Source organism: Janthinobacterium rivuli, assembly GCF_009208735.1.
Taxonomy (GTDB): Bacteria; Pseudomonadota; Gammaproteobacteria; order Burkholderiales; family Burkholderiaceae_D; genus Janthinobacterium.
This window is the reverse complement of the sequence record NZ_WFLJ01000013.1, coordinates 103,513-130,486: the sequence shown is the minus strand read 5'-3', so window position 1 is coordinate 130,486 and position 26,974 is coordinate 103,513. Positions and strand designations below refer to the sequence as shown.

Genomic DNA, 26,974 nt, shown 5'->3' with positions numbered 1-26,974 from the left:
AAGAATACTCTAACGTATCCGAATCTCATTGAAGTGAGATTTGGTGAGTAATTGTCTCTTTCCATGTGTTAATGTCGTTCGATGAATATCTCTATAGCAAATTAATTTGCAAAAATAGACACAAAATTCATTGAATTCATTAACGGGGAAGTAAGTGAAACAAGTAGAAGACCTGGCGGAACAGCCCGTCAAAGCAGCACCTGAGCACGCAATTCGCATCTCAAATGCCAGCAAGCTGAACCTAGCAGACTTCCAGAACTCCGTTCCTCTGCTACGTGAACTGGCCATTATCAATGAAGGTAATGGAGAGATCACCGACTTGCGGTTGCGCCTAGAATCATTTCCTCCGTTTTTGAAATCGAAGACCTGGTTGATAGATGCCTGTCAGGCGAAGTCCAACTACGACATCAGGGACTGCGATGTTCAGCTGGATGGCATCATACTGGGTAAATTGACCGAAGCTGAGACCTCGACAATTACATTGACACTGGTTGGCAAGGCCGGCTCGTCCCCGGAGCGGGTGCTAGCGACAGAAGAGCGCAAAGTTGAGCTGTTGCCGCGTAACCAGTGGGGAGGACTATCCCACCTCCCCGACCTCGTAGCCGCATTCGTGCAACCAAATGAGCCGGCAATTGACCGGTTGCTCAAGCAAGTCGCCGAGGTATTGCGACAGGCGGGAAAAAGCCCGGCGCTGGATGGCTATCAGGGGGGCGCAAAACGGGCATGGGAGCTGACCTCGGCTCTGTGGACAGCCGTGGCAGGGCTGGGATTGGACTACGCACTGCCGCCAGCCAGTTTCGAGCACCGAGGCCAGAAGGTACGCAGCGCGGCGCAGGTGATGGACGCCCGCATTGCCACCTGCCTCGACCTGACGCTGATGTTTTGCTCTGCGCTGGAGCAGGCGGGCTTGAATCCTATTGTGGTATTCACGAAGGGTCACGCGTTCGCTGGCGTATGGCTACGCCAGGAAGAATTTTCCACAGTAGTTGTCGATGACGTGACGGCCATCCGCAAACGCATCCGGTTGAAAGAACTGATCCTGTTCGAAACAACACTGATTACCTCGCGGCCGGCGCCATCCTTTACGTATGCAACCGATCTGGCAGCCAATCAGATCGCCGAACAGGTCGAAGAACTATTCGAGCTGGTGGTTGATATCCGACGTGCCCGCATGCAACGGATCAAACCGCTTGCCAGCGGTGCAAGCCAGCTCATCCTTCCACCCACCGATAGTGCGATGAAAGCAACCGCCACCACGTTTGACGATGGTGCACCTGATTTGCCGGACTACGGGGTGACGACCGAGCCTCCAGGATTCGATCCGAACGACAGGCTGGCCCGATGGCAACGCAAATTGCTTGACCTATCGCTGCGGAACAATCTTCTCAATTTCAAAAGCGGCAAAAAATCCCTCAGGATTGACGCACCGGAACCAGGCGTGCTGGAGGATGTGCTGTCCAACGGTGCGCCGATACGCTTGCTACCCAGACCGGACCTTATGGATGGGCAAGATCCACGTAACCAAGCAGTACACGAACAGCGCGCACGTGAAGATGTACGTCGCGAGCACGCCCTCGATGCGCTGAAACGGCGCGAGGTATTCGTCAACGTGAACGAGCCGGAGCTGGAGACCCGACTCGTCGATCTCTATCGTAGTGCCCGCACGGTATTGCAAGAGGGGGGAGCGAACACGCTGTTCCTGGCACTGGGCTTTTTGAACTGGACGCGCGATGACAAAGCGGCACAGAAGTGCAAGGCGCCGTTGATTCTTATTCCAGTGTCTCTGCAGCGCAAGAGCGCGCGCTCCGGCTTTACCTTGTGCCTGCATGAAGACGAACCGCGCTTTAATCCGACGCTGATCGAGATGCTGCGGCAAGACTTCCATCTCAACCTCGGTATCATGGATGGCAAGTTGCCGCAGGATGCCGCTGGACTTGATGTCGCGCTGATCTGGCGTACCGTTTCTCATGCCGTGCGAGACATCAAGGGCTGGGAAGTATCAGACGAAGTGGTACTAGCGTCTTTCTCGTTCGCAAAATATCTGATGTGGGTTGACCTAACCCAGCGAACGGATCAATTACGCCAGAACCCGGTCGTACGCCACTTGATCGACAGTCCGCGCGAACCCTATCTGTCCACGGTAGCGTTTCCGCCGCCGAAAGAACTCGATGCGCAATTCTCTCCTGACAAGACATTCTGTCCGCTTCCTGCCGACTCGTCACAACTCTCTGCAGTCATGGCTGGGGCCAAGGGCAAAAATTTTGTACTGATCGGACCACCTGGTACGGGCAAGAGCCAGACCATTGCCAACCTGATCGCCCAGTGTCTGGCCGAGGGAAAGCGAGTGTTGTTTGTATCGGAGAAGATCGCAGCGCTTGACGTTGTGTACCGGCGCTTGCGCGAAGTGGGTTTGGGTGAGTTTTGTCTAGAACTGCACTCGAACAAGGCACGCAAGCTCGATGTGATCACCCAGCTGCAAAAGGCTTGGGAGGCTCAAGGCGAAGTCAATCCCGAAGAATGGAACGCTCAGGCGGTCAAGTTGAAGCGACTGCGCGACGAATTGAACCAATATGTCGCTCGACTGCACCATCGACATCCTAATGACCTGACAATTTACAAGGCGATCGGCATAGTGGTCGATGGCGAAGATGTACCTAAACTCGATCTTTCCTGGGCAAATCCCAATGCGCATGACCATACCCAGCTTGAGGCGATGCGCGATTTAAGCGTCCGCCTGGAGGTCAATGCCGAGGCGGTTGGCGCCAGCGAATTACTCAAGGGACCGCTGATGGCAGTCGGGCAAGCGGAGTGGACACCTTCCTGGCAACAGGCATTCATCAGCGCAACCAGAGCGGTGGTGCCAGCAGCTGAAGAACTACAATTGGCCATCACGAATTTTGAAAATGCAACTAGTCTTGCGGGCTTGCCGACTGGCCGTCGCGCGCGCCTGGCAGTAGCAGATCTGTCGCAGGCGCTGCCTGATGCCTTTGGCCGTCAATGGGGCTTCGTGTTTCGGCCTGAGGCGCGCGAGCTTCTGGCTGATCTACGTGAAGGGCACCAACTGCTGCTCCAGCATCGTGAACTAAATGCGCGCATCCGTCCTGCATGGAACGAATCCGTCGTCGCACGATGCAAAAAAGCGCTGGCGCTGCTCGACGAGCGTGACCGCGTGATGTCACTACTGGGCCAACCTTGGTCTGACGATATTCTGACCGAGTTAGAGAAAGGATTGAAACTGCTCGACGATCTGGCCGCGAGTACAAGCAGCCTTTCCGTGCAGTATGGCGAACAGGTGGACGCACTAAACGTGCACCAGCTTCAACGTGGCTGGGTCGAAGCAGAACGCAGTACATGGCCCTTGTCGTGGATGCGCAAGCGCCGGATCTACAAAGTACTGACCGACTGCGTGACCGGCGACGGCAATGCCGATGTCACACGCGACCTGCCTTTGCTGGTACGTATCCGCGAATTGCGGTCCGCAATCGACAAGGTGGAAATGGGGCCGTTAAGCGAAGGGGTCTGGGCGGGCTTGAAGACGCGCCCTGAATTTGTTCAGGCAGCGCTGCGCTTGCAGCATGTGCTGGGGCAGGCGCGCCGACAGGAAGCTTGGGATGACCAGGGATTTGACCTCATCGAGAACGGGCGATGTGGCAAGTTGCTTGCTCTGGAGTTGGAGCGCTTGCGGCAACTGCGCGCGCTCAATACCGAGATCGCCGACATGCAGCCGCTGAACGCAGAGACAGGTGGACTGTGGAATGGCCAGGTGACACGCCCACATCTGCTGGCAGCAGCCATGCGCTTCGCGCTTGCCTTGCGCGCTGTGCAGGACGCTGGCGCACTGCAAGGCGAGCACGCGGAGGTCGCGACGTCAGACTGTGGCCCGGCGCTGGCGACCGATTACCAACATGTGCGCCAGCGCGCCATCCTTGAAGAAAAGCTGCGCGCCTTTGATTATCTGCGCGCCTCAACTGGCGGCACTTGGGCTGGCCTGCAAACACGCGCAGACGACATCGACAGCGTAGCAAACTTTTATTCGGTACTTACAGTAGCAATTGCCAACCTGGCCGAGACAATCGAAGACGCTGGCGTGCTACGTCAGGCATTTGAACAATTGGTGGTTGAAGGCAACGCAGTCCTTGCACCGTCCAGTGTACTAGCCAGTGCTGGCGCTCAGTATCGCGCAGCGCATGACGCCCTGCAGCCCATACTCGCCAATCTTGCCACCGTCGGCACATTCAGCGAAGGTGTAGCCATGCAGTTCAACGAGTTGCCATTAAACGAGCTGATCACCTGCTGCAAACAGATCGTTGCCGGAGAACCACGCCTGAAAGCATGGTGCGCGTGGCGCAAGGTGCGCACAGAAGCGCTGTCATTGTCGCTGGCATCGCTTGTCGACGCAATGGAGACCGGCACGGTGCAACCGGCAGAAGCACTGCGCGCATTTGAAACCAATTACAGCCGCTGGTGGCTCAATCAGGCTGTCGACAACGAAACCGTCATCCGCAACTTCGTTTCTGTCGAACATGAAAAGCGGATCGGTGACTTCCGCGCACTTGACCGACAATTTACGGACGTCACGCGCGCATGGGTGCGCGCCTCGCTGTGCGCCGGCATGCCGCGCTCCGAGGAAGTTACGCGCCAATCGGAATGGGGCGATTTACGTCATGAAATCAACAAAAAGAAGCAGCACATGCCGTTGCGCGAGCTGATACAAAAAATTCCCTCGGTACTGGGCAAGCTGGCGCCATGTCTGTTAATGAGTCCGCTATCGATTGCCCAGTATCTGGCAACCGATGCCAGTGCATTTGATCTGGTGGTGTTCGACGAAGCATCGCAGATTCCAGTATGGGATGCGATAGGCGCCATGGCGCGCGGCAAGCAAGTAGTGATGGTGGGTGATCCCAAACAGTTGCCACCGACCGCGTTTTTTGATCGCGCCGAATCGTCGGACGATGACGCGGATGTCGAAGGCGACCTGGAGAGTATTCTCGACGAATGCATGGGGGCGAACCTACCGACAATGAATCTGGCCTGGCACTATCGCAGCCGCCACGAATCCCTGATCGCATTTTCCAACCATCATTACTATGGCGGTGGCCTGGTAACATTCCCATCGCCGGTCGCCGACGACCGTGCCGTAAGCTTCCATCACGTAGATGGCGTGTACGAGAAAGGTGGCGCGCGGATCAACAAACGCGAAGCGAAGGAGCTGGTGGCCGATATCGTTGCAAAACTGCGCACGCCAAACTTCCAGGAATCGAAACTGACAATCGGCGTTGTCACCTTCAATACCGAACAGATGAACCTGATCGAAGACTTGCTTGACGAAGAACGCCGCAAGGACCCATCTCTGGAACCATATTTTTCGGAGACGGAACTCGAACCGCTGTTTATCAAAAACCTGGAATCTGTGCAGGGTGACGAGCGCGATATCATTTATTTCTCGATTACCTATGGTCCAGACCTGGCGGGCGCTGTTTCGATGAACTTTGGTCCGATGAACCGCGATGGCGGCGAGCGTCGGCTGAATGTCGCGATCACGCGCGCGCGCCAGGAGTTGAGAGTATTTTCTAGTCTGAAGCCGGAGCAGTTCGACCTGTCTCGCACGCAGGCCGCTGGAGTGCGAGACCTCAAACACTTTCTGGAGTTTGCCGAACGTGGCCCCCGCGCACTGGCCGAGGTGACAAAAGGTAGCTTGGGTGGCTTCGACAGTCCATTTGAAGAAGCAGTCGCCGCAGCACTTGCCTCTCGCGGCTGGCAGGTGCATACCCAAATCGGTGCTTCGTCTTTCCGGCTGGACTTGGGCGTGGTGCATCCCGATGCACCTGGCATCTACCTGTGCGGAGTCGAGTGCGACGGCGCCACCTACCACCGCTCGGCAACGGCGCGCGACCGGGACATGTTACGTGAGCAGGTATTGCGCGGTTTAGGATGGGAAATCGTGCGTATCTGGTCTACTGACTGGTGGATAGATCGGGCAGGTACACTTGAAAAGACGCATGCTGCATTGGAGCGCTTGCTGGAGTTCAGCCGGCAAAGGCGCAGCAAGGTGGCGGAGCGCGAGGCAGCCGAGGCTGAAGCAAAGGAAATCCTAACCAAGACACAAGCAGAAACGATGGCGCCTACAGAACTGATCGAATTAACAAGACCCGCTCTTGATATCCAATACGCCTCACGCTCTGTCGCCGGTCAGAATATTGACTCACCGATCAGCCAGCAATTTGAAATGACTGACCCTGCAGTGGTAGGCGGCGTGAACGCCGACGCCTTTTTTGAAGCATCCTACGATGGCCATCTTCGAGAGATGATTGAGCAGATCGTTGATCTCGATGGGCCATCACGCGACACCGTACTGGCACGCAGGATCGCACGGGCGCACGGTTGGCAGCGTACCGGGGCACGCATTCAGGAGCGCGTCTCCTCGATAGCGCTTTCGTGTCTGAAATTCACAGAGGAAGACGTCGGCATGTTCTTCTGGGCACGGGACCGAGAACCTGAGCGTCCTATTATATTCAGCCACAATGGGAACGGCGGACGCAGCGTGGACGAAATTTGCATGGCGGAATTGATCTCCCTCGCCCAACTAATTGCCGGCGAAGGTTGCTCTGGCGACAATGCTGTGATGGCGATGGCTAAACGACTTGGTATGCATCACGTTCGAGCCAGTAGCCGCAAAAGGCTAGAGACCGCACTGGACAATGCTAGGGGCTAGAGCAGGTACTTCATTTTTAGCGTGTTGAGAAGTGATGTCATACTGATCGACATCCGTTTTTTTGACCATTCAAGCCGCCTGCGGAAAACGCACCGTCACCTGCAGACCCCGTCCCTCTCCCCCTTCGCCCAGCGCGATATCGGCCTGGTGGTGCTCGGCGACGTGGCGCACGATGGACAGGCCCAGGCCGCAGCCCCAGGCGTCGTTGCCGTCGGGCCGGAAGAAGCGGTCGAACAGGCGCGCATGGTGCTGGCGCGGCACGCCGGGACCGTTGTCGGACACGCGCAGCAGGGGCCGGCCCTCTTCCAGCGCCGCCTGCAAATCGACCCTGCCGCCCTGCTGCGTGTAGCGCAAGGCGTTGTCGATCAGGTTATTCAGCAACACTTGCAAGCCATCGGGATCGGCCTGTACCAATACCTTGGCCGGCGGCGCATCCACCACGCCCAGGTCGATCGCGCGGCTGTCGGCCAGCGCGCTGTGATCGGCCACGGCCGCTTCCAGCAATTGACCCAGATCCACCGTGCGCAGCTGGCTGGAAGTCAAGGCCGTTTCGTGGCGCGCCAGGCTGAGCAGTTGCCGCACGAGGTGCGTGCTGCGGTCCAGCCGTTCGTGCAGCCGCGCCAGCGCCACGCGGCGTTCTTCCTCGCTGCCGGCCCGCTCGGCCACCTGCAGCTGCAGTTTCAGCGCCGTCAGCGGCGAGCGCAATTCATGCGCGGCATCGGCGACAAAGGTGCGCTGCGCCGTCAGCGCCGCCTCGAACTGCCCCATCAAACCATTCAAGGCCAGCGCCACGGGCCGCAGCTCGGGCGGCATGTCGTCGGCCGCCAGCGGCGTCAGGGCGTCCGGCGAACGCCCCGCCACCGATTCGGCCAGCCGGTGCAGCGGCGCCAGCGCGCGCCCTACCACGGCGACGATCAGCAGCGCCAGGATCAGCGCGAACACCAGCAGGGGCGCGCCGGCCCGCATGGTCATCCGCCAGGCCAGCTGGTCGCGCACGGCCTGCGCCTGCGCCACCTGCACGTAGCGGCCGCGCCGCGTCTCGCCGTACAGGCGCCAGTCCTCGCCGTGCAAGCTGACATCGGCGAAGCCGGCCAGCGCATAGCGCGGCAATGCCGGCTGGCCCTGCAGGACGGGCAAGGGCTGACCGTCCTCGTCCCACGCCTGCAGCACGAACGCTTCTTCCGGCTCTTGCGCGGCGGCCAGGCCCGTCTGCGGCTCGAACTCGTCGGGCAAGGCCACGGCCAGCTGGCGCAACTGCAAGTCGGCCAGTTCATTGGTTTCTTCCAGCAGCGAGCGGAACAGCGAAATGCCGGCGCCGAGCACGCACAGCAAGGTGGCGACCAGCAAACCGAGCAGCAACTGGCGGCGAATGGTCAGCAAGATGCCACCCGCATCTTGTAGCCCACGCCGCGCACGGTCTGGATGCAATCCGCACCGAGCTTCTTGCGCAACTGGTACACGTACACGTCGACGGTATTGCTTTCCACTTCGCAATCCCAGCCATACAGCTTCTCGCTCAGCTGGCGTTTCGACACCACCTTGCCCGGATGGTCGAGCAAGGCGCGCAGCACGGAAAACTCGCGCGGCGGCAGCTTGATCAGCTCCCCCTCGAACGTGACGTCGTGGCTGGCCAGGTCGAGGATCAGCGCGCCATGTTCGATGACGGAGCGCGAACGGCTGACGCGACGGCGCAGCAGCGCGCGGATGCGCGCCAGCAGCTCGTCGAGGTCGAACGGCTTGACCAGGTAATCGTCGGCGCCGCTGTCGAGCCCTTCCACGCGGGCCGGCGTGCCGTCGCGCGCCGTGATGATCAGCACGGGCAGCTCGGCGCCCCGCGCGCGCATGGCGCGCAGCACCTCCATGCCCTCCTTGCCGGGCAAGCCCAGGTCCAGCAGCATCAAATCGTAGGCGAAACCGGCCAGCGCCAGCTCCGCATCGTGGCCATCGCGCACCCAGTCCACGGCATAGCACTCGCCGCGCAAGCCCTCGACCAGGCTTTCCCCGATCATCGGATCGTCTTCCACCAGCAATACGCGCACCCGGGCCCCTCGCAGTCTTGAAAATACCGCTATCTTAACGTGGCTGGGGAAAGCGGGTTTGGCCGCCGCCGCGGCGTGTGTCCGGCGCCCGGCGCGCGAATTCACGATGCGGTGACTATGTGCGCATTTGGCGCGTTCTTTATGCGGTATATTTTCCTTCCCTCCATGCATCTGGAAAGGCATGCCATGTCCAATTCCACCCAAGATACCGTCATCGTCAAGGCGGCGATTTATCCGCCCATCGGCATCGCCCGCGTGGGCAACAGCCCCAGCGAATACTTTCTGGGACCGGAGGTGCCGGAACCGGCGCCGCGCCCGGCCGGCTATTACCGCGATGCCTCAGGCGCCATCAAGCGCCAGGCGGCGGGCTTTCGCATCTTCGGCCTGAATGCCGCCGGCGTGGCGGTGGCCGAATTGAACGCCAGCAATGCCGACATCGCATGGTCCGTCACGCTGGCCAACACCAAGGCGGCGTGGTACCAGTTCCAGATCGCGCTCGACATTCCCGAGGCGAATGTCACCCAGCCCTCGTTCCTGCGGAACATGGCCGTCACCGACCGCGCGCAACTGTCCATCACGCCGGGCGAGCGCAAGATCAGCGGCAGCGAACAGCCGGCCGTCGCCTTCGACAGCGGCAGCTTCATGGGCACGCCCGTCTACCTGGGCGAATTGCGCACGGACGCCATGGGACGGCTAATCGTGCTGGGCGGACATGGCAAGTCGGCTTCGTGGAATGGCGCGCGCGCCATCACCTTCGCCAACAACGAGGGCTGGTATGACGACACGGCCGACGGCCCCGTCTGCGCCACCGTGCACTACCAGGGCGAGGCCTTGCCCGTCGACATGGCCTGGGTCGTCGTCGCTCCGCCCGACTACGCGCCGCAGCAAAAGTCCGTGCGCACCATGTGGGACTTGATGCGCGACTTGTTTGTTTCGGAAGGGAAACTTGCCGCGCCGGCCATTCCCTCGTTCCAGGACGACATCCGTCCCATTTTCGAGCGCCTGTCCAACCTGCAATGGGTCAATGCCGGCTTCGCGGCAGCCTTTGGCTGGGATGGCAGCACGCCGTTCAGCCGCGACGAATGGATGGCGCGCCTGGCCAGCCCGTCCGACAAGCGCAAGGAATGGCGCAACGTCATCTACAACCAGTTCCGCCAGTTCGAGCGCGACGCCTGGGCGCCGTCACCATGGCCATGGCTGTATGGCGATGCGATGGCCATCCCGCCGGCGGACACGCCGCGCCAGAATTGCGCGCTGAGCAATTTGCAGTTGCGCTTCCTCAAGCAATGGGCGGCCGGCGAGTTCACGGCCGACTATGCGCCCGGCAAGACGCCGCCGCAAAGCCTGGCCGACGTGGACGTGGCCCTGCAACCGGACACCCTGCTGCGCGCAGCCATGGAATTCTGCCTGGCCGACGCCTTCCACCCCGGCTGCGAAATGACCTGGCCCATGCGCCAGGCCAGCATGTACAGCGCACCGTTCCGTCTGGCGCACCGGCCGCCCGGCTGGGTGGAGCCGGACTACGGCGCCGTCTTGACGCCGGACAATATCTCCAGCCCCTGCTCGGCGCAGATCGCCGGCGGCGTGACGCGCTGGATGGCCGTGCCATGGCAAACGGACACGGCCAGCTGCCGCTCCGGCTACCAGTCCGACTACGATCCCTACGTGCCCACCTTCTGGCCCGCGCGTGTGCCGAACCAGGTGATGAGCAAGCTCGCCTACGACACGGTGATGAACCGGGAAGTTCCCGTCGACGACCGCCTGGCCGCCTTCGCCCGGCGCGCCGCGTGGATACGGCCACTGGGCAACATCAGCTATGAAGAACAGATCAACAATATGATCGCCGACCTGGCGCAAGTGGGCGTGGTCGAGGTGCGCCCCGGCCCCACGGACGTGGCCGGTTTCCCCGCGTTCCTGCAGGTGGAAAACCTGCCGCCGCCCACTGCCGGCAAGCACCTGCTGCGCGCCGCCGCAGGCATACCGGACGAGTTCGTCGACGTCGACCTGGAAGGCACGGAGAAGGCGCGCCATCTGCAGCGGCACCGCTTGTGACCGTGCTGCAGGCCGACGTGCTGATCGTCGGCGCCGGTCCGGCCGGCGCCACGGCCGCCTTGAACCTGGCGGGGCGGCACCGGGTCTTGCTGGTCGACCGGCTGGCCACGCCGCTGGCGCGCATCGGCGAATCGCTGCCGCCCGCCGCCGCGCGCCTGCTGCGGGACATGGGCTTGCTGGACGCCTTCCTGCGGCAGGGCCATGCGCCCTACCACGGCAACCGCGCCTGGTGGAATGGCGCCTGGACGGAACACCACTTCCTCAGCGATCCCGATGGGCACGGCTGGCACCTGGCGCGCGGCACCTTCGACCGGTGGCTGCGCGACGAAGCGCGCCGGCGCGGCGCCGCCCTGCTGGCCTCGGCCAAGATCGTGGGCATCGCACAGGACGATGGCGGCTGGAAAGTACGTCTGGCAACGCAGCACGGTCCGTGCGACGCGGCGGCGCGCATCGTCATCGACGCCACAGGACGCAATGCCCGGCTGGCCCGCAGCATCGGAGCGCGGCGCCAGCGCGGCGACCGGCTGGTATCAGTATGGCAATACGGGCAGGATCGCGCGTCCTCCGCGCGGGGCTTTGCCCACATCGAGGCGTGCGAAGACGGCTGGTGGTACAGCGCGCCCCTGCCCGGCCAGCGCCGCGTGCTGGCCCTGCATACGGATGCGGACTTACTCGACAGCAACGCCTTGCGCGATGCCGGCTGGCTGGAAGCGGCGGCGCGGCGCTTGCCGGCCACGCGGGAATTGCTGGAACAGCAAGGCTACGCGGCCGATACACCCGCCCTGGCCACGCCCGCCCATACGGCCAGCCTGGACGCCGGCGCCGGCCCAGGCTGGTTCGCCGTCGGCGATGCGGCCCTGAGCTTCGATCCGCTGTCGTCGCAAGGCATTTTCAACGCCCTGTACACGGGCCTGGCCGCCGCCGAGGCCGCCGACCGCACGCTGCGGGGAGAATTGCTGGCCTATCAACACTACCGGGGGGAACTGGCGTCCATCGGCGCGGCGTACGAGCGCCACCGGGCGTACTGCTATGGCCAGGAAACGCGCTGGCCAGCGGCGCCGTTCTGGCGCCGGCGCAGCCAGCCATGCGACAAGCCCTGCAATGCGCAGGGCTCGGACATGGCGTCATCAAACGTTTACTGCGCCAGGTAGCGTTCCGAACGGGGACCGTACAGCAAGCCATTCGGCACACCGGCCGACAGCATGCGCGCATTCGCCGTGCCAGCCAGCGGGTGGCTGGCATCGGTGCTGGTGTTGATGATCTGCTTGACCGCCGCCGTCACCAGCATGCCGACCAGGCCGCCGCCACCGCTGTTATTGCCTTCGTTGCTGGACGCGCTGGCCGCGCCCTGCCACAGCAAGGCGCCCGTCTTCAGGTCGACCAGTTTGGCATCGACCGAGACCACCGTCACGCTGTCGATCACGGCGTAGGTCGTGCCGTACTTGGAAATCGTCACGTACAGGCCCGCATCGGCGCCGAAGATCTCGTTGAGCTTTTTCGCCTCGACGCCGTGGATATCGGCCGCGTTCGTCAAGCCGTTCTGCTTGAAGGTTTCACCGACCACGGCCACCGGCAGCACATAGTAGCCCGCCTCGGCCAGCGGATACGTCACTTGCGCGTAGACGCTGTTGCCGGCATTGACTTCCGGCGAGTTGTTCAGCGGCGGCAAGACCACGATGGAACGGGGCTTGGCGGCCTTGAAGGCCGTGTAATCGTAGCCCGCCTGCTTGGTGGCGCAACCGACCATGAAGATGGCGGGACCCAGGCACAGGGCCATTTTCAACATGCGCGACATCATAATTTCTCGCCTTTTTTCAATTTACCCAACAGGAAGTCCATGTACGGCGTCGATTCCGGGAACAGTTTTTTCTCGTCCTCGAACTGTGCGGCGACCTGCTCCGGCTTGCCGGCGATCGAGTACAGCATGCCCAGGTGGGCGTGGAAGCCCGGCGGCGCGTGATTGCCTTTCGCAGCGATCACTTGCAAGTCTTTTTCCATGGCAGCCATCTGCTGTTCCGGGCTTTCACCCTTCAGGTATTCGTACACTTGCGGCTGATAGCCTTCCCATTGGTACAGGGTCTTCGATTGCGTGGCGCAACCGGTCAGGGCGGCACAGGCGAGCAGCGCCAGCAGGGCTGCGCCCTTGTTCATCATTGTCTGTTTCATGGGATACCTTATTGTTTGCGCAATGCGCCCGCTTCGACGCCAGCCACCAGGCGCTCGACCGCTTCGCGCATGGCCAGGTCCAGCACCTTGCCGTTGAGGGTGGCGTCATAGCTGGCGGTGCCGCCAAAGCCCAGCACTTCGCGGTTCGACAGGCTGTATTCGCCGGCGCCGCCAGCCGAATACACGACTTCCGAGGTGGCGATATTGACGACGTTCAAGGTGACCTTGGCGTAGGCCACTTGCGTCTTGCCACGGCCCATGATGCCGAACAGTTGCTTGTCGCCCACTTCCTTGCGGCCAAATTCAGTCACGTCGCCCGTGACGACGAAATCGGCGCCCTTGATATTCTGGCCCTGTTTCTTGAAGTCGGCTTCCTGCTTGAGTTCCGCCATGTTGTCGCGGTCGAGCACATTGAAACGGTTGGAGGTCTGCAGGTGCGCGATCAGGATCGTCTTCGACTGGCTGCCCAGGCGGTCGACGCCGTCGGAAAAGATGCCGCGCATGAAGTTGGAGCGGTTGTCGAACTTGCCGACAGCGATCAGGGTGCGTGGTCCAACGTAGGGACGGGCCGCGCTGGCAACCGTGGGGACGGCCAAAGCTTGCGAGGATTCGGAAGCGCAGCCAGCCAACGCCGCGCCAATCAGCGCTGCCATCAACAACGCGCCGGGTGTATTCTTGTTCATAGTGCCCTTAAGATATGGAGGATCAGGAGCAAGCTGCCAAATTGAATTTTGGCAAGTTAATTTCCCAAATGCAATTATATGAGATTGCATGTCTCACAATTCTCTCCAAAAGTAACGATGGCGAAGATTGCATTGTTACGCACCATGTCCAGGCGCGGCCCTGCTTGACTTCCCAGGTCCGATTCATTAACTTAGCAGTAAAAAAGCAACGGTGCGCCGTCAGCGCCGCATGCCACTGCCGGCCACAGAACCTTGTCCGCCACTGCCCCCCTCACCTGGATGGACCTCAAGGCCATGCCGACACACGATCAATCCCCGCCCCATCCGCTGACCACGGCGCTGGCGCTCTCGCTGGGCGCGGCCATCGCCCTTGGCCTGTCGCGCTTTTCCTATGGCTTGCTGCTGCCGCCCATGCGCGCCGACCTGGGCTGGTCCTATCTGCTGGCCGGGGCCATGAACACCTTCAATGCACTCGGCTATTTTCTCGGCGCCCTGGCCACGCCGGCCCTGATGCGCCGCCTGGGCGTGTGGCGCCTGCTGATCATCGGTTCCGTGCTTGCCAGCATCTTCATGCTGATGTCGGGCCTGGTCAGCGACACGGCCACCCTGTTCCTGCAGCGCGTGTGCGCGGGCGTGGCCAGCGCCTTCATCTTCATCGCCGGCGGCGTGCTGGCGGCGCGGCTCGGTTCCATGCACAGCCAGCGCGCCGGCTTCTACATCGGTCTGTATTACGGCGGTACGGGATTCGGCATCGCGCTGTCGGCCCTGCTGGTGCCGACCGCGCTGGCGTCCGCCCAGGCGCACGGCGCCGCGCATGCCTGGCAGTGGCCCTGGCTGGCACTGGGCATCGCCTGCCTGCTCGCCACCGCCATCATGGCCTTGCCGGCAAAAGCGATCGGCGAAGCGCCGCGCGCCGTCGACACGCCGCGGCGCTTCGCCTGGCGCGACTTTTTGCCCAGCCTGGCCGGCTACTTCATGTTCGGCGTCGGCTACATCGGCTACATGACCTTCGTCATCGCCCTGCTCAAGCAGCAAGGCATGCCGCCCGCCTTGATCACGGTGTTCTACGCGGTATTGGGCCTGGCGGTGGTGGCGTCGTCGCGCATCTGGGCGCGCATGCTGGACCGCTACAAGGGCGGCGAATCGCTGGCGATATTGAATGGCGTGCTGGGCGCGGCGACCATCCTGCCCGCGCTGACGAGCTTTGTCCCCGTCGTGTTCTTCTCCGGCCTGGTCTTCGGCGCCGTGTTCCTGTCGGTCGTGGCATCGACCACGGCCCTGGTGCGGCATAACCTGCCGCAGCAATCCTGGACGGCCGGCATCAGCGCCTACACGACGGTATTCGCGCTGGGCCAGATCGTCGGCCCCATCGTCGTCGGCTGGATCGCCGACGGCCCCGCCGGACTGGAACGTGGCTTGATCGCCTCGGCCATCGCCCTCTTCATCGGCGCGGCGCTGGCCGCGCGGCAAAAGGCGCTGGCGGCGGGCGCGTAAGCGACTGTCTCGCACATGCACTGGCACCGCTTATTGCGGTTTGGCATACTTTGCGACGCCTGTTACATCGAACAGTACACAACGCTGGTTTCCAACCACCCAGGCGTCGTGCCCTGGTGGCATATAGAAGACGTCACCCGGGCCATATTCCATTTCGGCGCCATCATTCATCCTTACCACCATCCGTCCTTCAAGGACCATGCCGGTATGAGCTGCCTGGCACGAATCGGTTCCTGCAATCGGTTTTACGTGCAGACTCCAGCGCCAGCCAGGCTCAAATTCGCCGCGCCCCATGGTCTGTTCGCCAAGCGTAAAGACAGCCATCCGGCCGGCTCCGTCCTTGAATGGGCGGACTTCGTCCGGCTGATCCAAGGATTTCTTTTCTAACATCGCACTCATGGCCCGTCCCTCCTTTGGAATTTCTGGAAGTATTAAATTTCCGAATTGGAATAACTGACACAATATAAAAATCACATCATTTTCCAATATAGTTTAATAATGGAAATTTACAAGCAGAGCACTTGCCGCACTTACCTCAAATGCGGAGCCGGATCGTACAATTGAAACTTCCGGGCCAATGCTTCAACATCCATTTACACTGCAGGCATAACCCACCTTCGCGGAAAGAAAACGATGAACACCGATGCACGAAAAATCCCGGCGACGATGGATGCGGAAACGCTGGAATTCATCCAGGGCCTGTTCGCCCTGGTGCGCGAAGGCGATACGCAGCAACTGGGCGCCATGGTGGCTCAGGGCGTGCCAGTGAACTTTCGCAACGAAAAAGGCGACAGCCTGATCATGCTGGCCAGCTACCATGGCCACCTTGAAACGTCCCGCCTGCTGCTCGCAGCGGGCGCCGACGCCAACGTCCCGAACGACCAGGGCCAGACGCCGCTGGCCGGCGTGGCCTACAAGGGTTACCTGGACATCGCCGAACTGCTGCTCCGGCACGGCGCCAACGTGGAAGGCAACAGTCCCGATGGCAAGACCCCCTTGATGATGGCCGCCATGTTCAACCGCCTGGCCATCCTCGACCTGCTGCTGCGACACGGCGCCCGCATCGATGCCGTGGACAGCCGCGGCATGACCGCCGCCTCGCTGGCCAAATCCATGAATGCGCAAGAAACCCTGGACCGCCTGGCCAGCTTGGGGCAGACGGCATAGCTGACGCTGCCGAATGAGTGATTATTCCCTTTCGATCGTCAATGGGGTTGCTAAGTGACGGTTTAAATACTTTATAGCAACTGTCGGGTCCCATCATCTTTGATGTTTGGAGCGATTGACGATGCGGACGCAAGAGAACACAGTGATTATCCCCTGCATGGCAGGATATTTTCGTACCATCGAAGTGAATTATCCTTCATCAAATATCGACATAGCGAGGCAGCAAGTCCTGATCGACCAGACGAATTTCAATGGCATTGGCGATCTTGACGTGCTCAGGATTCTCATCATTGAAAGGCTCGTCGGTGACACTGACGATGATGGTGCCGATCTGCCTGTCTTTACCTTGCTCGCCCGTCGCCATGACGGGTACCAAGGCGCGGGCTTCTGGCACTTGCTGGGTCGTCAGTACACGCGGCAGGTACAACATCCAGCCAACACCTGGACGATCCTTGAAAACTTGTTTTTCAAAATAATCGTTACGTGCAACCGTAATCAATCCCGGCCGCAGGGAACCCGCGATAATGGACAGTAGCTCTTTCACTCCATGTATGCCAAGCCGTTTCGCCCCGACGCCTTTGTAGCTGATCTTAAACGACCAAGCGGGCCAGTCACTGTCGCTAAACCCAAGCGCCATAGTCGCGCCCTCACCCTCTCCTAGTTCGCCATTCCAGGCGCTGAGAAATCGGAATTTCTCGCCCTTGAACTCCGTCTCAAGTAAGGCTTCGGCCGCTGTGGTGAGCTCTCCCGAAGCGTCGAAAACCGGATACAGAAACGACTTCTCTTTAGTATCCTGCGACAAAAACCAGTTCTTTCCAAGCGCCTCGGTTTTCTGCAAGAACCGGGCGACCATTGCGATTTTTTTGACGGTAGGACGGAATGCAATGGATGGGTTCACAGCATCACGTTTAAATAAGGATTTTATTATCATGTTATGGAATGTAAAAAGTGGCAATACCCAGATCAGGCCTTGCAGTACCGGTTGATTGATAAATGGCCGACCGATTCGCCGCGCTCCTCGTGCATTCCTTGATATGCTGGTAGCTCAACGTTTAGGCAGCATACCCCAGGATGCAAACCAGGATGACGTCGATTGAAAGCGCGTTCCTGCGCCAAGACCAGGGCGCCCTGGACGCGGCAGTCAGCTTACTCCGCATTCGGCGGCCGCGCATTGGGAGCCGGAGCGTTGGCGGGCAAGCTAGCCGGAATCAGACACTGTCTGTACTACACAGCGAAAATCCTTTCAAGGCTGACGTCTTGCCCTTTCGTTTCCCCGTTTGAATGGCGTCGCGTGACTCACGCGCCAGTTGTTCCCGTTGCTCAGTCAGGAAATCCATCAGCGCACGTAACTTGGCTGGCATCTGTGCGCACGACGGCACATACAGGTAGAAGCCCGGAAATGGCGGGTACCAGCCGTTCAGTATCCGCACTGGCGAGCCGTCTGCCAGGTGCTTGCGCACGCACAGGTCGATGTGCTGCACCAACCCTATGGAAATACTGTAGGGTAGCGGTGGTACTGAAAAAATTGCCACCAATAGCTAAGACTCTCCTGATCCATGCTTCTTGAAAGTTGAAAAACTGATGGATCGGATTGGGGCCTGAGTGTGCTGCAAAACTGTTGGTATGCGATCTCATGGCTGCCTGATCCAACGCCGAGATCGAATCTGCCCTACCCCTGGCGACCCCTTGCCACGTTGCAAGACAGTGCCGCCAATCAATAAGCGAGAAAGATCATCATGTTGGATAAGAAATGGTGGCATAACGCCGTCGTGTATCAGATCTACCCACGTAGTTTTCAAGACAGCAATCACGATGGGGTCGGTGATCTGGCCGGCATCATCGGCAGACTGGACTACCTGCAACAGCTGGGAATCAACCTGATCTGGCTGTCGCCAGTGTACCGGTCGCCGATGGACGACAACGGCTATGACATTTCCGACTATCAGGATATCGCCGCTGAATTCGGCACATTGGCCGAGATGGAGCAGTTGATCGCAGAGGCGGCCAAGCGCGACATCCGTATTCTGATGGATCTTGTGGTCAACCACACCTCTGACGAGCATGCCTGGTTCGTCGAGGCAAAGAAATCCAGGGATAGCCCCTACCGTGACTACTACATCTGGCGCAATGCAGGCGCCGATGGCTCCCCGCCCGACCAGCAACGTTCATTTTTTGGCGGGAGTGCATGGGAATACGATGCCGCCAGCGGTGAATATTACTTCCATCTGTTCTCGAAACGACAGCCGGACCTGAACTGGGAAAATCCCCAGGTGCAGGAAGAGGTGCATCGCATGATGAACTGGTGGCTGGACAAGGGCATCGGCGGCTTCCGCATGGATGTGATCGATCTCATCGGCAAACAGGTCGACCAGCAGATCATCGCCAACGGCGCACGACTGCACCCGCTGCTGCAGCACATGCACCAAGCGACCTTGGCCGCACGCGATGTATTGTCGGTGGGCGAGACGTGGAGCGCCACCCCGGAGACCGCCAAGCTGTATTCCGACCCGGCGCGCCAGGAGCTGTCGATGGTCTTCCAGTTTGAACACATCACCATGACCCACGATGCCAAGGAGGGAAAGTGGAAGCCGCGGCCGTTCGATCTGATCGCATTCAAGCAGATCATCGGCAAGTGGCAGACCGAGCTGGCCGATGCCGGCTGGAATTCGCTGTTCTGGAACAACCACGACCTGCCGCGCGCCGTATCCAAATATGGCGACCCCGGCCGTTACCGGGTCGAGTCGGCCAAGATGCTGGCCACCGCGCTACATTTTCTCAAGGGCACCCCCTACGTCTATCAAGGCGAGGAAATAGGCATGACCAATGTCCGTTTCGAATCCATCGACGACTATCGCGACATCGAATCGCTCAACCTCTACCACGAACGCACGGCCGCCGGTGTGTCACCGGAGACGATGATGGCTGGTATCCACGCCAACGGGCGGGACAATGCACGCACCCCGATGCAGTGGAACAGCACACACAACGCCGGCTTCAGTACTGGCACGCCATGGCTCAAGCTGAATCCAAACTACCGCGAGATCAACGTCGCGGCCGCGCTGGAACAGGCCGATTCGGTCTTCTTCCACTACCAGAAACTGATCGCACTGCGCAAGCACTGGGACGTCATGGTCTACGGACAATACCTGCCGTTGCTGGAGCGGCACCCGCAGGTATTCGCCTACCGGCGCAGCCTGGGTAGCCAACAGCTGGTTGTCGTCAACAATTTCTCTGGCGAACACGTCGAACTGGACCTGCCGGCAACGCTGCACGGCATTGCCGGGCAAGGCTTGATCAGCAACTATGCCCAGCGTGACAGCTGGACCGACCACCTCAGCCTGCAGCCATACGAATCGTTTGCCATCGCTTATGTGCGTGAGGCGGGGCGCGGGTAAAGCGTTGTTGTGCAATCACATCGAGACGCACGAGCGCATGGCGCTGGGTGGCGTACTTGCGCGCCCATGCGTACCCGCCATTGTTCGCGCAGCCGGTCTTGCATCTGTTCGAATAACGTAGCGCCTAGGTTTTTAGCCATATACTCTGATCACACTCTGATCCTGCCCGCTGAAGACGACCTGACGTTTCAACGATTTGGCCCGCAGAGGGATCAACAGGCGCAAAAAACAGAAATCCGATATTACCGAACTTGAATCTTTTCCTTCACGAACGACAGCCATCGATCGTTAGGATTGGGTCGGCCGAGAACCGTCTCGATATGTTCGAAGCTGCGCCAAGTGGCAGGCTTTCCTCGAAAAATCAGGTAATGTTCGCCGACGATAAAGTCAGGCCGCAAGACGCAATCGGGATCGTTGTAAAGGCGCCCGCCACCGCGCTCCCAGAATTTTCCGTCACTATGGTCGCTCGATGAAGGTCCGGGCCGCGTTTCGCCTTGCGCGCCAACGAGAATGAAGCGCGATTGAGGAAAGCCCAACAGACGTTGCTCGACTTCGAATTCGTATTCGACTGGTGGGCGTCCACTAAGTGCTAGAAGTGTGGATGGGGTCGCACGAATAACCCGGGCAACGGAAACATCGGTCGCTAGCGCAATCTGCTGGTCCGGCGTGACCATCTGCTCAGCAGGAGGCATGCGACAGGCATGGCTATTCAGACTCACCGCGATGCCCAGCAGCAGCGTGGCTACAGTATGCTTTGCCATGGGCTCTCTCGTTAATAGGATCATGCGGCCTCCTGCTGCGGATGAATGATGAAAGAAAATTTCGCTAGCGATTACCTAGGCTTAGGCTCATGGCCCGCCTTTGACCGATCGCGGACGGGCTGAATGGCGCAGTGCACGAGATTATTGCATTAATGACCAACACATAGGATTACTACGGGTATCACCCCTAATATAGCTAGTAATGCAAAACCGTTAATACAGAACCACAAGAAAACACTGAACAAACCATTAAATGCCTAATTTTTCCCTGCGGTCAAACGCAAGCACGTATTCGATATGTTCGTAGAACATCGAGCGCGCGGCCCGTCAGCGGCGCGCGGTCGGTGGAGATCCCGGCTTGGCGCGCAGCAAGGCCTGTCGCACGTGCACCACCAGCAAAGCCAGTGCCTCCACGCCGAAACTGGCGTCATTGACGATCTCGATGACGTCATCCGCCTCGCCCGGACGCAATCCTTGCTCGGCGCAGCGCTCCATCTGGCCGGCGAGAACGGCCATGTCCGCATCGGAGGGGTCGGTACCGGCACGCGCCCGCGCAGCCAGGCGCGATGCCAGCACCGACAGTGGCGCATCGACGTGCAGCAGCAGGAACGGCACCCGGCTGCGGCGCGCCAACGCGCGAAAGGCCAGGCGCCGTCGGCGTTCCAGAAAAGTCGCGTCGACCACCATCACGAAACCGGCCGCCAGCCCCTGCTGCGCGAGCCGTGCCAGGCGCCGGTACGTCGCGGCATTGGCGGCCTGGTCATACATCCCCTGCGCTGGCGAGGCGGAGGCGACGGTGGCGACAGCGCTGGCAAACAGCCGCTTGCGCTCGACATCCGAGCGCAAGCGCACCACCTCCAGCGGTTCGACCAGCGCATTGCACAGCCATGACTTGCCGCTGCCGGCCAGTCCGACGGTAATCAGCAGCGCCGGCGCGGCGGGTGTGATGCACGCATGCGCGAAGGCCAGATAGCGCTGCGCCTGCAGCAATGCCGCGGAGCGACCGCGGCTGCCCGCCTGGGAGCGCAACAGGAACACCTTGCAGCGCACCAATGCCCGCTGCACCCGGTAATACGGCAGCAGCGCCAGGCTGCCGTAGTCGCCGCAACGCTCGAGATAATCGTTCAGCAAGCGAGCGGCCAGGCCGCGGCGGCCCTGGCATTGCAAGTCCATCCAGGCGAACGCCAGGTCCTGCGCCACGTCGATCCAGCGCAATGCGGTGTTAAACTCAATGCCGTCAAACACGCGCACCTGTCCCTCCACTGTCAGGATGTTGCCGCAATGCAAATCACCATGGCATTCGCGCACCCAGCCATCAACCTTGCGCCGGGTAAATATCGGCGCCAGCGCTTGCTCCTGACGTGTCAGCCAGGCCGCAATCTCGTCGAGCATGGCACGCTGGCGCGTGTCGTCGAGCACGGCGGCTATGCCGGCCACATCCTCGTGGGTGCGGGCAACGATCAATGCGCCATTGCCCCAGGGCGACTGGGCTGTCGCCCGCGCAGCGCCGGCATGAAAATCCGCCAGCAACAGCGCCAGGGCGCTGACTTCATCCACGCCAAGCTGGCCGGCATTCAGGCGCGCCTGCCACAGGGCGGACTGGTCGAAGCGACGCATGCGCACGGCATACTCGAGTACCGGACCCTCGCCGTCGATGGAGGGACATGCCCGCGTGCCTGTGATGCTTGCCAGGCCCAGGTACAACTCCGGCGCCAGGCGCCGATTCAAGCGCAATTCTTCCTCGCACGCATGCCGCCGTGCCGACAAGGTACTGTAATCGAGCACGTCGCGATGCAAGGCCTTCTTGAACTTGTAGGCCAGGTCGCCCACCAGCATGATGCGTGAAATATCGGTAACGATAAGCCGCACCCGCGCATCCTCGCTGTCAAGGCGATGTGCCAGGCGGTGCAATAGTCTGGTCTGCCGCGAGACCTCGTGCTTCTCGATGCTTTGCGTGGTGTCAGGCCACTGATGCTCACTTTGCTGCGCAGGCATCGCCCCCTGGACAAGCGGCGGCAACGCGCCCTTCCGCCCTGCCGCGTGACCAGCGGCACGCACGTGGGCAGGCTGCGCGGCCGCATTCTGCCGGACAGTACGGATGATGCCATTCACGTGGGAAGGCAGCCGCTTTTTCCAACGTAGTTCAGCGGCAGGGCCTGCGGGCGCCAGCACAATGCTGTTTTCGACGCCGCGCAACCCGCGCAAGGCATATACCGCTTCCTCGGCCCGCTTGCGCTGATAGTTCCAACGTAGCGTCCCGTCCAGCCGCAGCACGCCGTCGTGCGCCACCACCGTGACGGCGTCGGCGGAGCTGGGCAATTGCGCCTTGACGGCCGCTACCGCCGCGTTGGCAAGGTCGGCATCCGAGCGCGCCTGCCCCACGAGCGCCACGTCGATCTTGTTGAGCACGCCAGCTACCCCGGCCACTCCCATGGCGCACCGCCCGGCCAGTATCTTGCCGGCGAAATCATGCACGCGCCCCGACAAGGTGACGACGCCATGATGCACGGACACCATGATGGCAGGTGGCCCTATCCCGGCAATACAGCTGAGCTCATGCTCCACGTTCTGCCTTATTTCAGGATCGTTCAACATGCTTTCCTCCACAGCCTTGGCGCCGCGCGCGCACCGCATTTTCTTGCTGTGCATCGCCTGTCCGGCAGCGATCCTAGCATGGCCACGCCGCCAGAAAATATGATCTGGATCAATGCTTGCCGGGTGCCAGTTCACTGAGCCAGGAATTGAGGGCTGGCTTGACCTAGATCAGTCGGCGCTCCTTACAAGCAAGGCTGAAACGGGTATGGTGAATCTTTTATGGAGCCCACCATGTACAAGACCATTTTGATGTATGCCGACCAGTTTTCCGGTTTCGAACGGCGCCTGCAAGTGGCAGCGGCGCTCGCCAGTGAAGCCGGCTCCCATCTGATAGGAACGGTGGCCAGCGGCGGGCCGCAACTCGACTACCTGGTCTACGGGGCGGTCACGCTGGCGCCGCCCCCGCCAATCGACTACGAACCCTTGCGCGACGCGGCGCGCGAACAGCTGGTCCGCTTCGATGAGCGTTGCCGCCAGCTTGGCGTGGCCTCGTATGAAACCCGCTTTCAGGATAGCAGCGCGGCCGATGCGCTGATCCTCCAGTCGCTGTACTGCGATCTGGTCGTCACCGGCCAGAGCGACCTGAGCGACCGGTCGCTCATCTGGTCGACCCGCCTGCCCGCGTATCTCGCGCTGCACAGCGCCCGTCCCTTGCTCGTCATACCCGATGGCGACGGCGCAGTGACCATACCAGGGCGCTCCATCGTCATCGGCTGGAACGCCACGGCCGAGGCCAGCCGCGCGGTGGCTGGCGCGCTGCCGCTGCTGGTGCGGGCGCAGCGCGTGCAGATCATCGTGCTCAATGCACGCCAGCATTATGGGCAGCACGGACAGGAGCCGGGAGCCGACCTGGCCACCTACCTGGTGCGCCATGGCGTGCGCGCGGAAGTGAGCCGCAGCGAAACGACCGAAGAATGCGGTACGGCACTGTGCCGCCTGGCCCAGGACAGCGGCGCGGACCTGATCGTGGCAGGGGCATTCGGCCGCAGCCGCTTCCATGAATGGGTGCTCGGCGGGACAACGCACAGCCTGCTGAGCCAGTCACGCCTGCCGCTATTGCTGGGGCATTGAGGCGCATCGTCGGCCGGCCGCTTGCGCGCCGCTGACGCCCTGGCGCAGGCCGCAAGCGCTTTCTTATCCTACAAGGAGCAGGTTCATGGTCACCGACAACGACATCAAGACGCAAGTCGAACAGGAATTGCTGTGGGATGCACGCATTAATCCCAGCCACATCGGCGTCTCGGTCAACGACCGTGTCGTCACGCTTTCGGGCTTTGTGCATGCCTACAGCCACAAGCTGCACGCCGAGCGCGACGCGCAATGCCTGACCGGCGTGCTGGGCGTGGCCAACGACATCGAGGTGCGCCCCCACTCGCGGCTGGACGCGGAAATTGCCCACGATGCCATTGCCGCCATCGCGCTGCAACTGCCCGTGTCGTCGAAAACGATCAAGGTCATCGTCGAGCATGGCCATGTCAGGCTGGAAGGTACCGTCGACTGGAACTACCAGCGCGAGCACGCCCAGCTGGCACTGCGCCATGTCCATGGCATACGCGGCATCGAGAGCGCCATCGAGATCAGCCACAAGGCCATCCCGGCCGATATCAAGGCGCGCATCCAGGCGGCCCTGAAGCGCAGCGCCCTGATCGAGGCCAGCGGCATCAAGATCGAGACCGATGGCGATGCAGTGACGTTAAGCGGCAAGGTGCGTTCCTGGACGGAACGCGACGAGGTCGAGCGCGCGGTCTGGATGGCACCAGGCATCACGGCCGTCACGAACGAGTTGCAGGTTGCCAGCTGAAACGTCCGCGCCCAAGGACGGGGGCGGCATCCCCGCCCCGCATGCCGGCTGTCCATGGTTGCCGGCGTCACCCATTATTGACTTTGTTGTCCTCTACCAGCTCCTTGCGCAGCGGTTCCAACTGCCGGCGATACGCGTCGGCATCGCCAAAGGCAATAAACCGACAGACATGGGCATGCACTGGCGGCGTGGCATCGGCGGGCCCGGCGTGCTTGATCGGGCACCAGTATTGCTCGGTGCGCCCTACCACTTCGCGGGCATAGGCGAGCAATCCGGTGGCATAGGCACAGTACTGGCAATGGAATTTCTCCAGCACATTCAAGTAAGCGAGGCTGCCGCGGTCATACAGGAAAAAATCCTTCCGCCGAACGCGAGCGATGCGGTACAGAGGAAAACAGACCAGCTGGTAGAGGCTGATGGACAGATCCAGCAGACCAAGGGGAACGGCAACGAGGTAAATGAATGGCACGGACAGGATATGGCGCCATTGGGCATGCCGCAGGTAGGCAAGCAGCCCCGTTTGCGGACGGTTCCCCTGCTGCGCCGCCGCCCTGGCCTCCAGCAAACGGCAGCCCGTCAATGCCTCTGGCGATACCGTCTCCGGCTGCCGCCCACCGCGCCCAAGCTCTTGCTCCAGCTGCTCAATCCGTGCCTGCAGTTCGCGATTACGCCGTGTCATGGCTGTCGCACCTCGTTGTAATCAGAGCAGCATGGGCGCGCTGCCACCTGACCACAGTAGCGCATAGCGACAACGTTGTCTGCCGGGCAATTTGAGGCATATCAATACAAGCGATACAAAAGGCTATGTCACCGTCAGATGTGGGAACGCTCCCAGCGTTGCCTTCAATAACGTTTCGGGTGAACGGATACGTCTGGCGTCGAGTATCCAGCGCCATCCCAGGTAATTTGGCAGGTAGCGCGTAGCCACGCCGTGAAACGGCCTTAACCATTCGCGCAGGCGGCTGTGATACGCATTGACGTTCTGCACATGCGCGGCACCGCGCACGCGGATGTCGGCGCGCAAGTTGACGGCCTCGTGGCTGAGGCCCGCTTCCCGCGCAAACGCCCGGTAGGCGGCATGGCCATCCGTGACCAGCAGGATATCCTTGTCGATGACAGGCAACAAACAGCGGTGCAGTTGCGCCTTCGTCAGTTGCCCTTTGCCGGTGACGAAATCGAGGGTCTGGCCCGTGCGGTCGCGCGCCACCAGGATGCAGACCTGTTCATTGGAAATGCCGCGTTGGTGGGCATGGCCACCCCGGCGGCGGGCCGGACGCGTCATCTGCCTCGATCCCTTTTCCGATTCCAGCACATATAACTCGTCGGCCTCGGCGATGCCATGCAGGCCATGCGGCCGGTCCGTTTTTGCCAACGATAAAAACCGGTGGCGCCAGCGAAACGTGGTGTTGCGGTGCACGCCCAGTTGTCGCGCCGCCTTGCGCACGGAATCCGATGCAAGCAGGCAATCGGCATAATCGAGCCACAGCGACTTATGGCGCAGGCGAGCCAGCGGCGTGCCCGTCAAGGCATTGAAGGTGCGCCCGCAAGCCACGCAGCGGTAGCGCTGCAAGCCGTGCGCATGGCCATGCCGATGCAGGTGGGGCGAGTGGCAGGCTGGGCAGGCCAAGCGCGGCTGCGCCACGCCCTCCAGCAGCGCGACGGTCGCGTCGTGTGGCGTGTTGCCACGCAGCAGGGCCAGGCCCGCCTGCCGCTGGCGCCGGTTCAACTGCGCAAACTGCGCGATAAAGCTGATCCATTCGGCTGGCTGCATGATCTGTTCCCTGTGCGGTGGGTATGCAGAGTCAGACAACTCAGCCAAGCGAAGATTCCGGCATTTCCCCTATTTTGCGAGGACATAACCATACAAAATCGCAGGCATTCCAGGCGCAACGGGTCCCTCTGGCATCGCTCGACGGAGTGACCGTGATGCCGCAGGATCGTCGCGCGGCCAGTTCATTGCCGATCTCCTCGCGCCACGCCGGACATGGCCCTGGCTAGATTAATGTTGCGCTTGACAAGCATCAATTCCCCACCTTCCGTTGTGAAAACCGGCCGCTACACTGACGTCATCACTGCGTTTCCTGCAGCAGACCCTGCGTGCCGCGACAC

Annotated in this window: 20 protein-coding genes; 8 read left to right on the top strand and 12 right to left on the bottom strand. The window is 61.1% G+C overall.

What is annotated here, in order from left to right; translation table 11 throughout:
- Window positions 1–154 precede the first annotated feature (154 nt).
- Complete coding sequence (locus GCN78_RS18535; RefSeq protein WP_226939711.1) at window positions 155–6,712, top strand: DUF3320 domain-containing protein; 6,558 nt, start codon at window positions 155–157, stop codon at window positions 6,710–6,712.
- A gap of 69 nt (window positions 6,713–6,781) precedes the next feature.
- Here the strand turns inward: GCN78_RS18535 and GCN78_RS18530 are convergent, their stop codons facing one another.
- Together GCN78_RS18530 and GCN78_RS29395 are read right to left on the bottom strand one after the other, a co-directional pair.
- Window positions 6,782–8,092 carry an ATP-binding protein gene (locus tag GCN78_RS18530; protein WP_193316786.1) on the bottom strand — a complete coding sequence of 437 codons (1,311 nt, stop codon included), beginning with the start codon at window positions 8,090–8,092 and terminating at the stop codon, window positions 6,782–6,784.
- Window positions 8,086–8,751 carry a response regulator transcription factor gene (locus GCN78_RS29395; RefSeq protein WP_193316785.1) on the bottom strand — a complete coding sequence of 222 codons (666 nt, stop codon included), beginning with the start codon at window positions 8,749–8,751 and terminating at the stop codon, window positions 8,086–8,088. Before GCN78_RS29395 ends, GCN78_RS18530 begins: the two co-directional genes overlap by 7 nt.
- A 186-nt stretch (window positions 8,752–8,937) precedes the next feature.
- On the opposite strand from GCN78_RS29395, the gene GCN78_RS18525 reads away from it, so the two are divergent.
- Together GCN78_RS18525 and GCN78_RS18520 are read left to right on the top strand one after the other, a co-directional pair.
- Window positions 8,938–10,803 carry a LodA/GoxA family CTQ-dependent oxidase gene (locus GCN78_RS18525; protein ID WP_152253003.1) on the top strand — a complete coding sequence of 622 codons (1,866 nt, stop codon included), beginning with the start codon at window positions 8,938–8,940 and terminating at the stop codon, window positions 10,801–10,803.
- The gene (locus GCN78_RS18520; RefSeq protein ID WP_152253002.1) at window positions 10,800–11,954 is read left to right on the top strand and encodes a tryptophan 7-halogenase; all 1,155 of its coding nucleotides are present in this window, start codon (window positions 10,800–10,802) and stop codon (window positions 11,952–11,954) included. The genes GCN78_RS18525 and GCN78_RS18520 overlap by 4 nt, the downstream gene beginning before the upstream one ends.
- On the opposite strand, the gene GCN78_RS18515 is transcribed toward GCN78_RS18520, so the two are convergent.
- From GCN78_RS18515 to GCN78_RS18505, 3 genes are read right to left on the bottom strand one after another with little or no spacing between them, the layout of a single operon-like run.
- Entirely contained in the window at window positions 11,939–12,601 is a 663-nt protein-coding gene (locus GCN78_RS18515; RefSeq protein ID WP_152253001.1) for a DUF799 domain-containing protein, read from the bottom strand. The genes GCN78_RS18520 and GCN78_RS18515 overlap by 16 nt on opposite strands.
- Window positions 12,598–12,969, bottom strand: coding sequence for a DUF4810 domain-containing protein (locus tag GCN78_RS18510; RefSeq protein ID WP_226939710.1), 372 nt, complete (start codon window positions 12,967–12,969; stop codon window positions 12,598–12,600). The genes GCN78_RS18515 and GCN78_RS18510 overlap by 4 nt, the downstream gene beginning before the upstream one ends.
- Before the next feature lie 8 nt (window positions 12,970–12,977).
- A complete protein-coding gene (locus GCN78_RS18505) occupies window positions 12,978–13,652 on the bottom strand; it encodes a CsgG/HfaB family protein (RefSeq protein WP_152253000.1) in 675 nt (224 codons plus the stop codon).
- A gap of 294 nt (window positions 13,653–13,946) precedes the next feature.
- On the opposite strand from GCN78_RS18505, the gene GCN78_RS18500 reads away from it, so the two are divergent.
- Window positions 13,947–15,146, top strand: a complete 1,200-nt coding sequence (locus tag GCN78_RS18500; RefSeq protein ID WP_152252999.1) for a YbfB/YjiJ family MFS transporter — start codon at window positions 13,947–13,949, stop codon at window positions 15,144–15,146.
- A gap of 30 nt (window positions 15,147–15,176) precedes the next feature.
- Here the strand turns inward: GCN78_RS18500 and GCN78_RS18495 are convergent, their stop codons facing one another.
- Window positions 15,177–15,545: a cupin domain-containing protein gene (locus GCN78_RS18495; protein ID WP_152252998.1), complete on the bottom strand. Its 369-nt coding sequence runs from the start codon at window positions 15,543–15,545 to the stop codon at window positions 15,177–15,179.
- A 234-nt stretch (window positions 15,546–15,779) separates the two neighbouring features.
- On the opposite strand from GCN78_RS18495, the gene GCN78_RS18490 reads away from it, so the two are divergent.
- On the top strand, window positions 15,780–16,313 hold the full coding sequence (locus GCN78_RS18490) for an ankyrin repeat domain-containing protein (protein WP_152252997.1): 534 nt from the start codon (window positions 15,780–15,782) through the stop codon (window positions 16,311–16,313).
- 199 nt (window positions 16,314–16,512) lie between these two features.
- Here the strand turns inward: GCN78_RS18490 and GCN78_RS18485 are convergent, their stop codons facing one another.
- Both GCN78_RS18485 and GCN78_RS18480 read right to left on the bottom strand, forming a co-directional pair.
- Window positions 16,513–17,211, bottom strand: a complete 699-nt coding sequence (locus GCN78_RS18485; RefSeq protein ID WP_193316783.1) for an immunity 52 family protein — start codon at window positions 17,209–17,211, stop codon at window positions 16,513–16,515.
- Between the two features lie 310 nt (window positions 17,212–17,521).
- Window positions 17,522–17,794, bottom strand: coding sequence for a type 2 periplasmic-binding domain-containing protein (locus tag GCN78_RS18480; protein WP_226939709.1), 273 nt, complete (start codon window positions 17,792–17,794; stop codon window positions 17,522–17,524).
- A 255-nt stretch (window positions 17,795–18,049) separates the two neighbouring features.
- Between GCN78_RS18480 and GCN78_RS18475 the strand changes: the two genes are divergently transcribed.
- Window positions 18,050–19,708, top strand: coding sequence for a glycoside hydrolase family 13 protein (locus GCN78_RS18475; RefSeq protein ID WP_193316782.1), 1,659 nt, complete (start codon window positions 18,050–18,052; stop codon window positions 19,706–19,708).
- 242 nt (window positions 19,709–19,950) lie between these two features.
- Here the strand turns inward: GCN78_RS18475 and GCN78_RS18470 are convergent, their stop codons facing one another.
- Entirely contained in the window at window positions 19,951–20,469 is a 519-nt protein-coding gene (locus GCN78_RS18470) for a hypothetical protein (RefSeq protein ID WP_152252994.1), read from the bottom strand.
- A 327-nt stretch (window positions 20,470–20,796) separates the two neighbouring features.
- Window positions 20,797–23,064, bottom strand: coding sequence for an AAA family ATPase (locus GCN78_RS18465; RefSeq protein ID WP_193316781.1), 2,268 nt, complete (start codon window positions 23,062–23,064; stop codon window positions 20,797–20,799).
- A gap of 231 nt (window positions 23,065–23,295) precedes the next feature.
- On the opposite strand from GCN78_RS18465, the gene GCN78_RS18460 reads away from it, so the two are divergent.
- A complete protein-coding gene (locus GCN78_RS18460; protein ID WP_193316780.1) occupies window positions 23,296–24,135 on the top strand; it encodes a universal stress protein in 840 nt (279 codons plus the stop codon).
- An 85-nt stretch (window positions 24,136–24,220) separates the two neighbouring features.
- Window positions 24,221–24,865 carry a BON domain-containing protein gene (locus GCN78_RS18455; protein WP_152252991.1) on the top strand — a complete coding sequence of 215 codons (645 nt, stop codon included), beginning with the start codon at window positions 24,221–24,223 and terminating at the stop codon, window positions 24,863–24,865.
- A 67-nt stretch (window positions 24,866–24,932) separates the two neighbouring features.
- Here the strand turns inward: GCN78_RS18455 and GCN78_RS18450 are convergent, their stop codons facing one another.
- Window positions 24,933–25,544, bottom strand: a complete 612-nt coding sequence (locus GCN78_RS18450) for a hypothetical protein (protein WP_152252990.1) — start codon at window positions 25,542–25,544, stop codon at window positions 24,933–24,935.
- 123 nt (window positions 25,545–25,667) lie between these two features.
- The gene (locus GCN78_RS18445) at window positions 25,668–26,636 is read right to left on the bottom strand and encodes an IS1595 family transposase (RefSeq protein ID WP_152252989.1); all 969 of its coding nucleotides are present in this window, start codon (window positions 26,634–26,636) and stop codon (window positions 25,668–25,670) included.
- Between the last annotated feature and the right edge of the window lie 338 nt (window positions 26,637–26,974).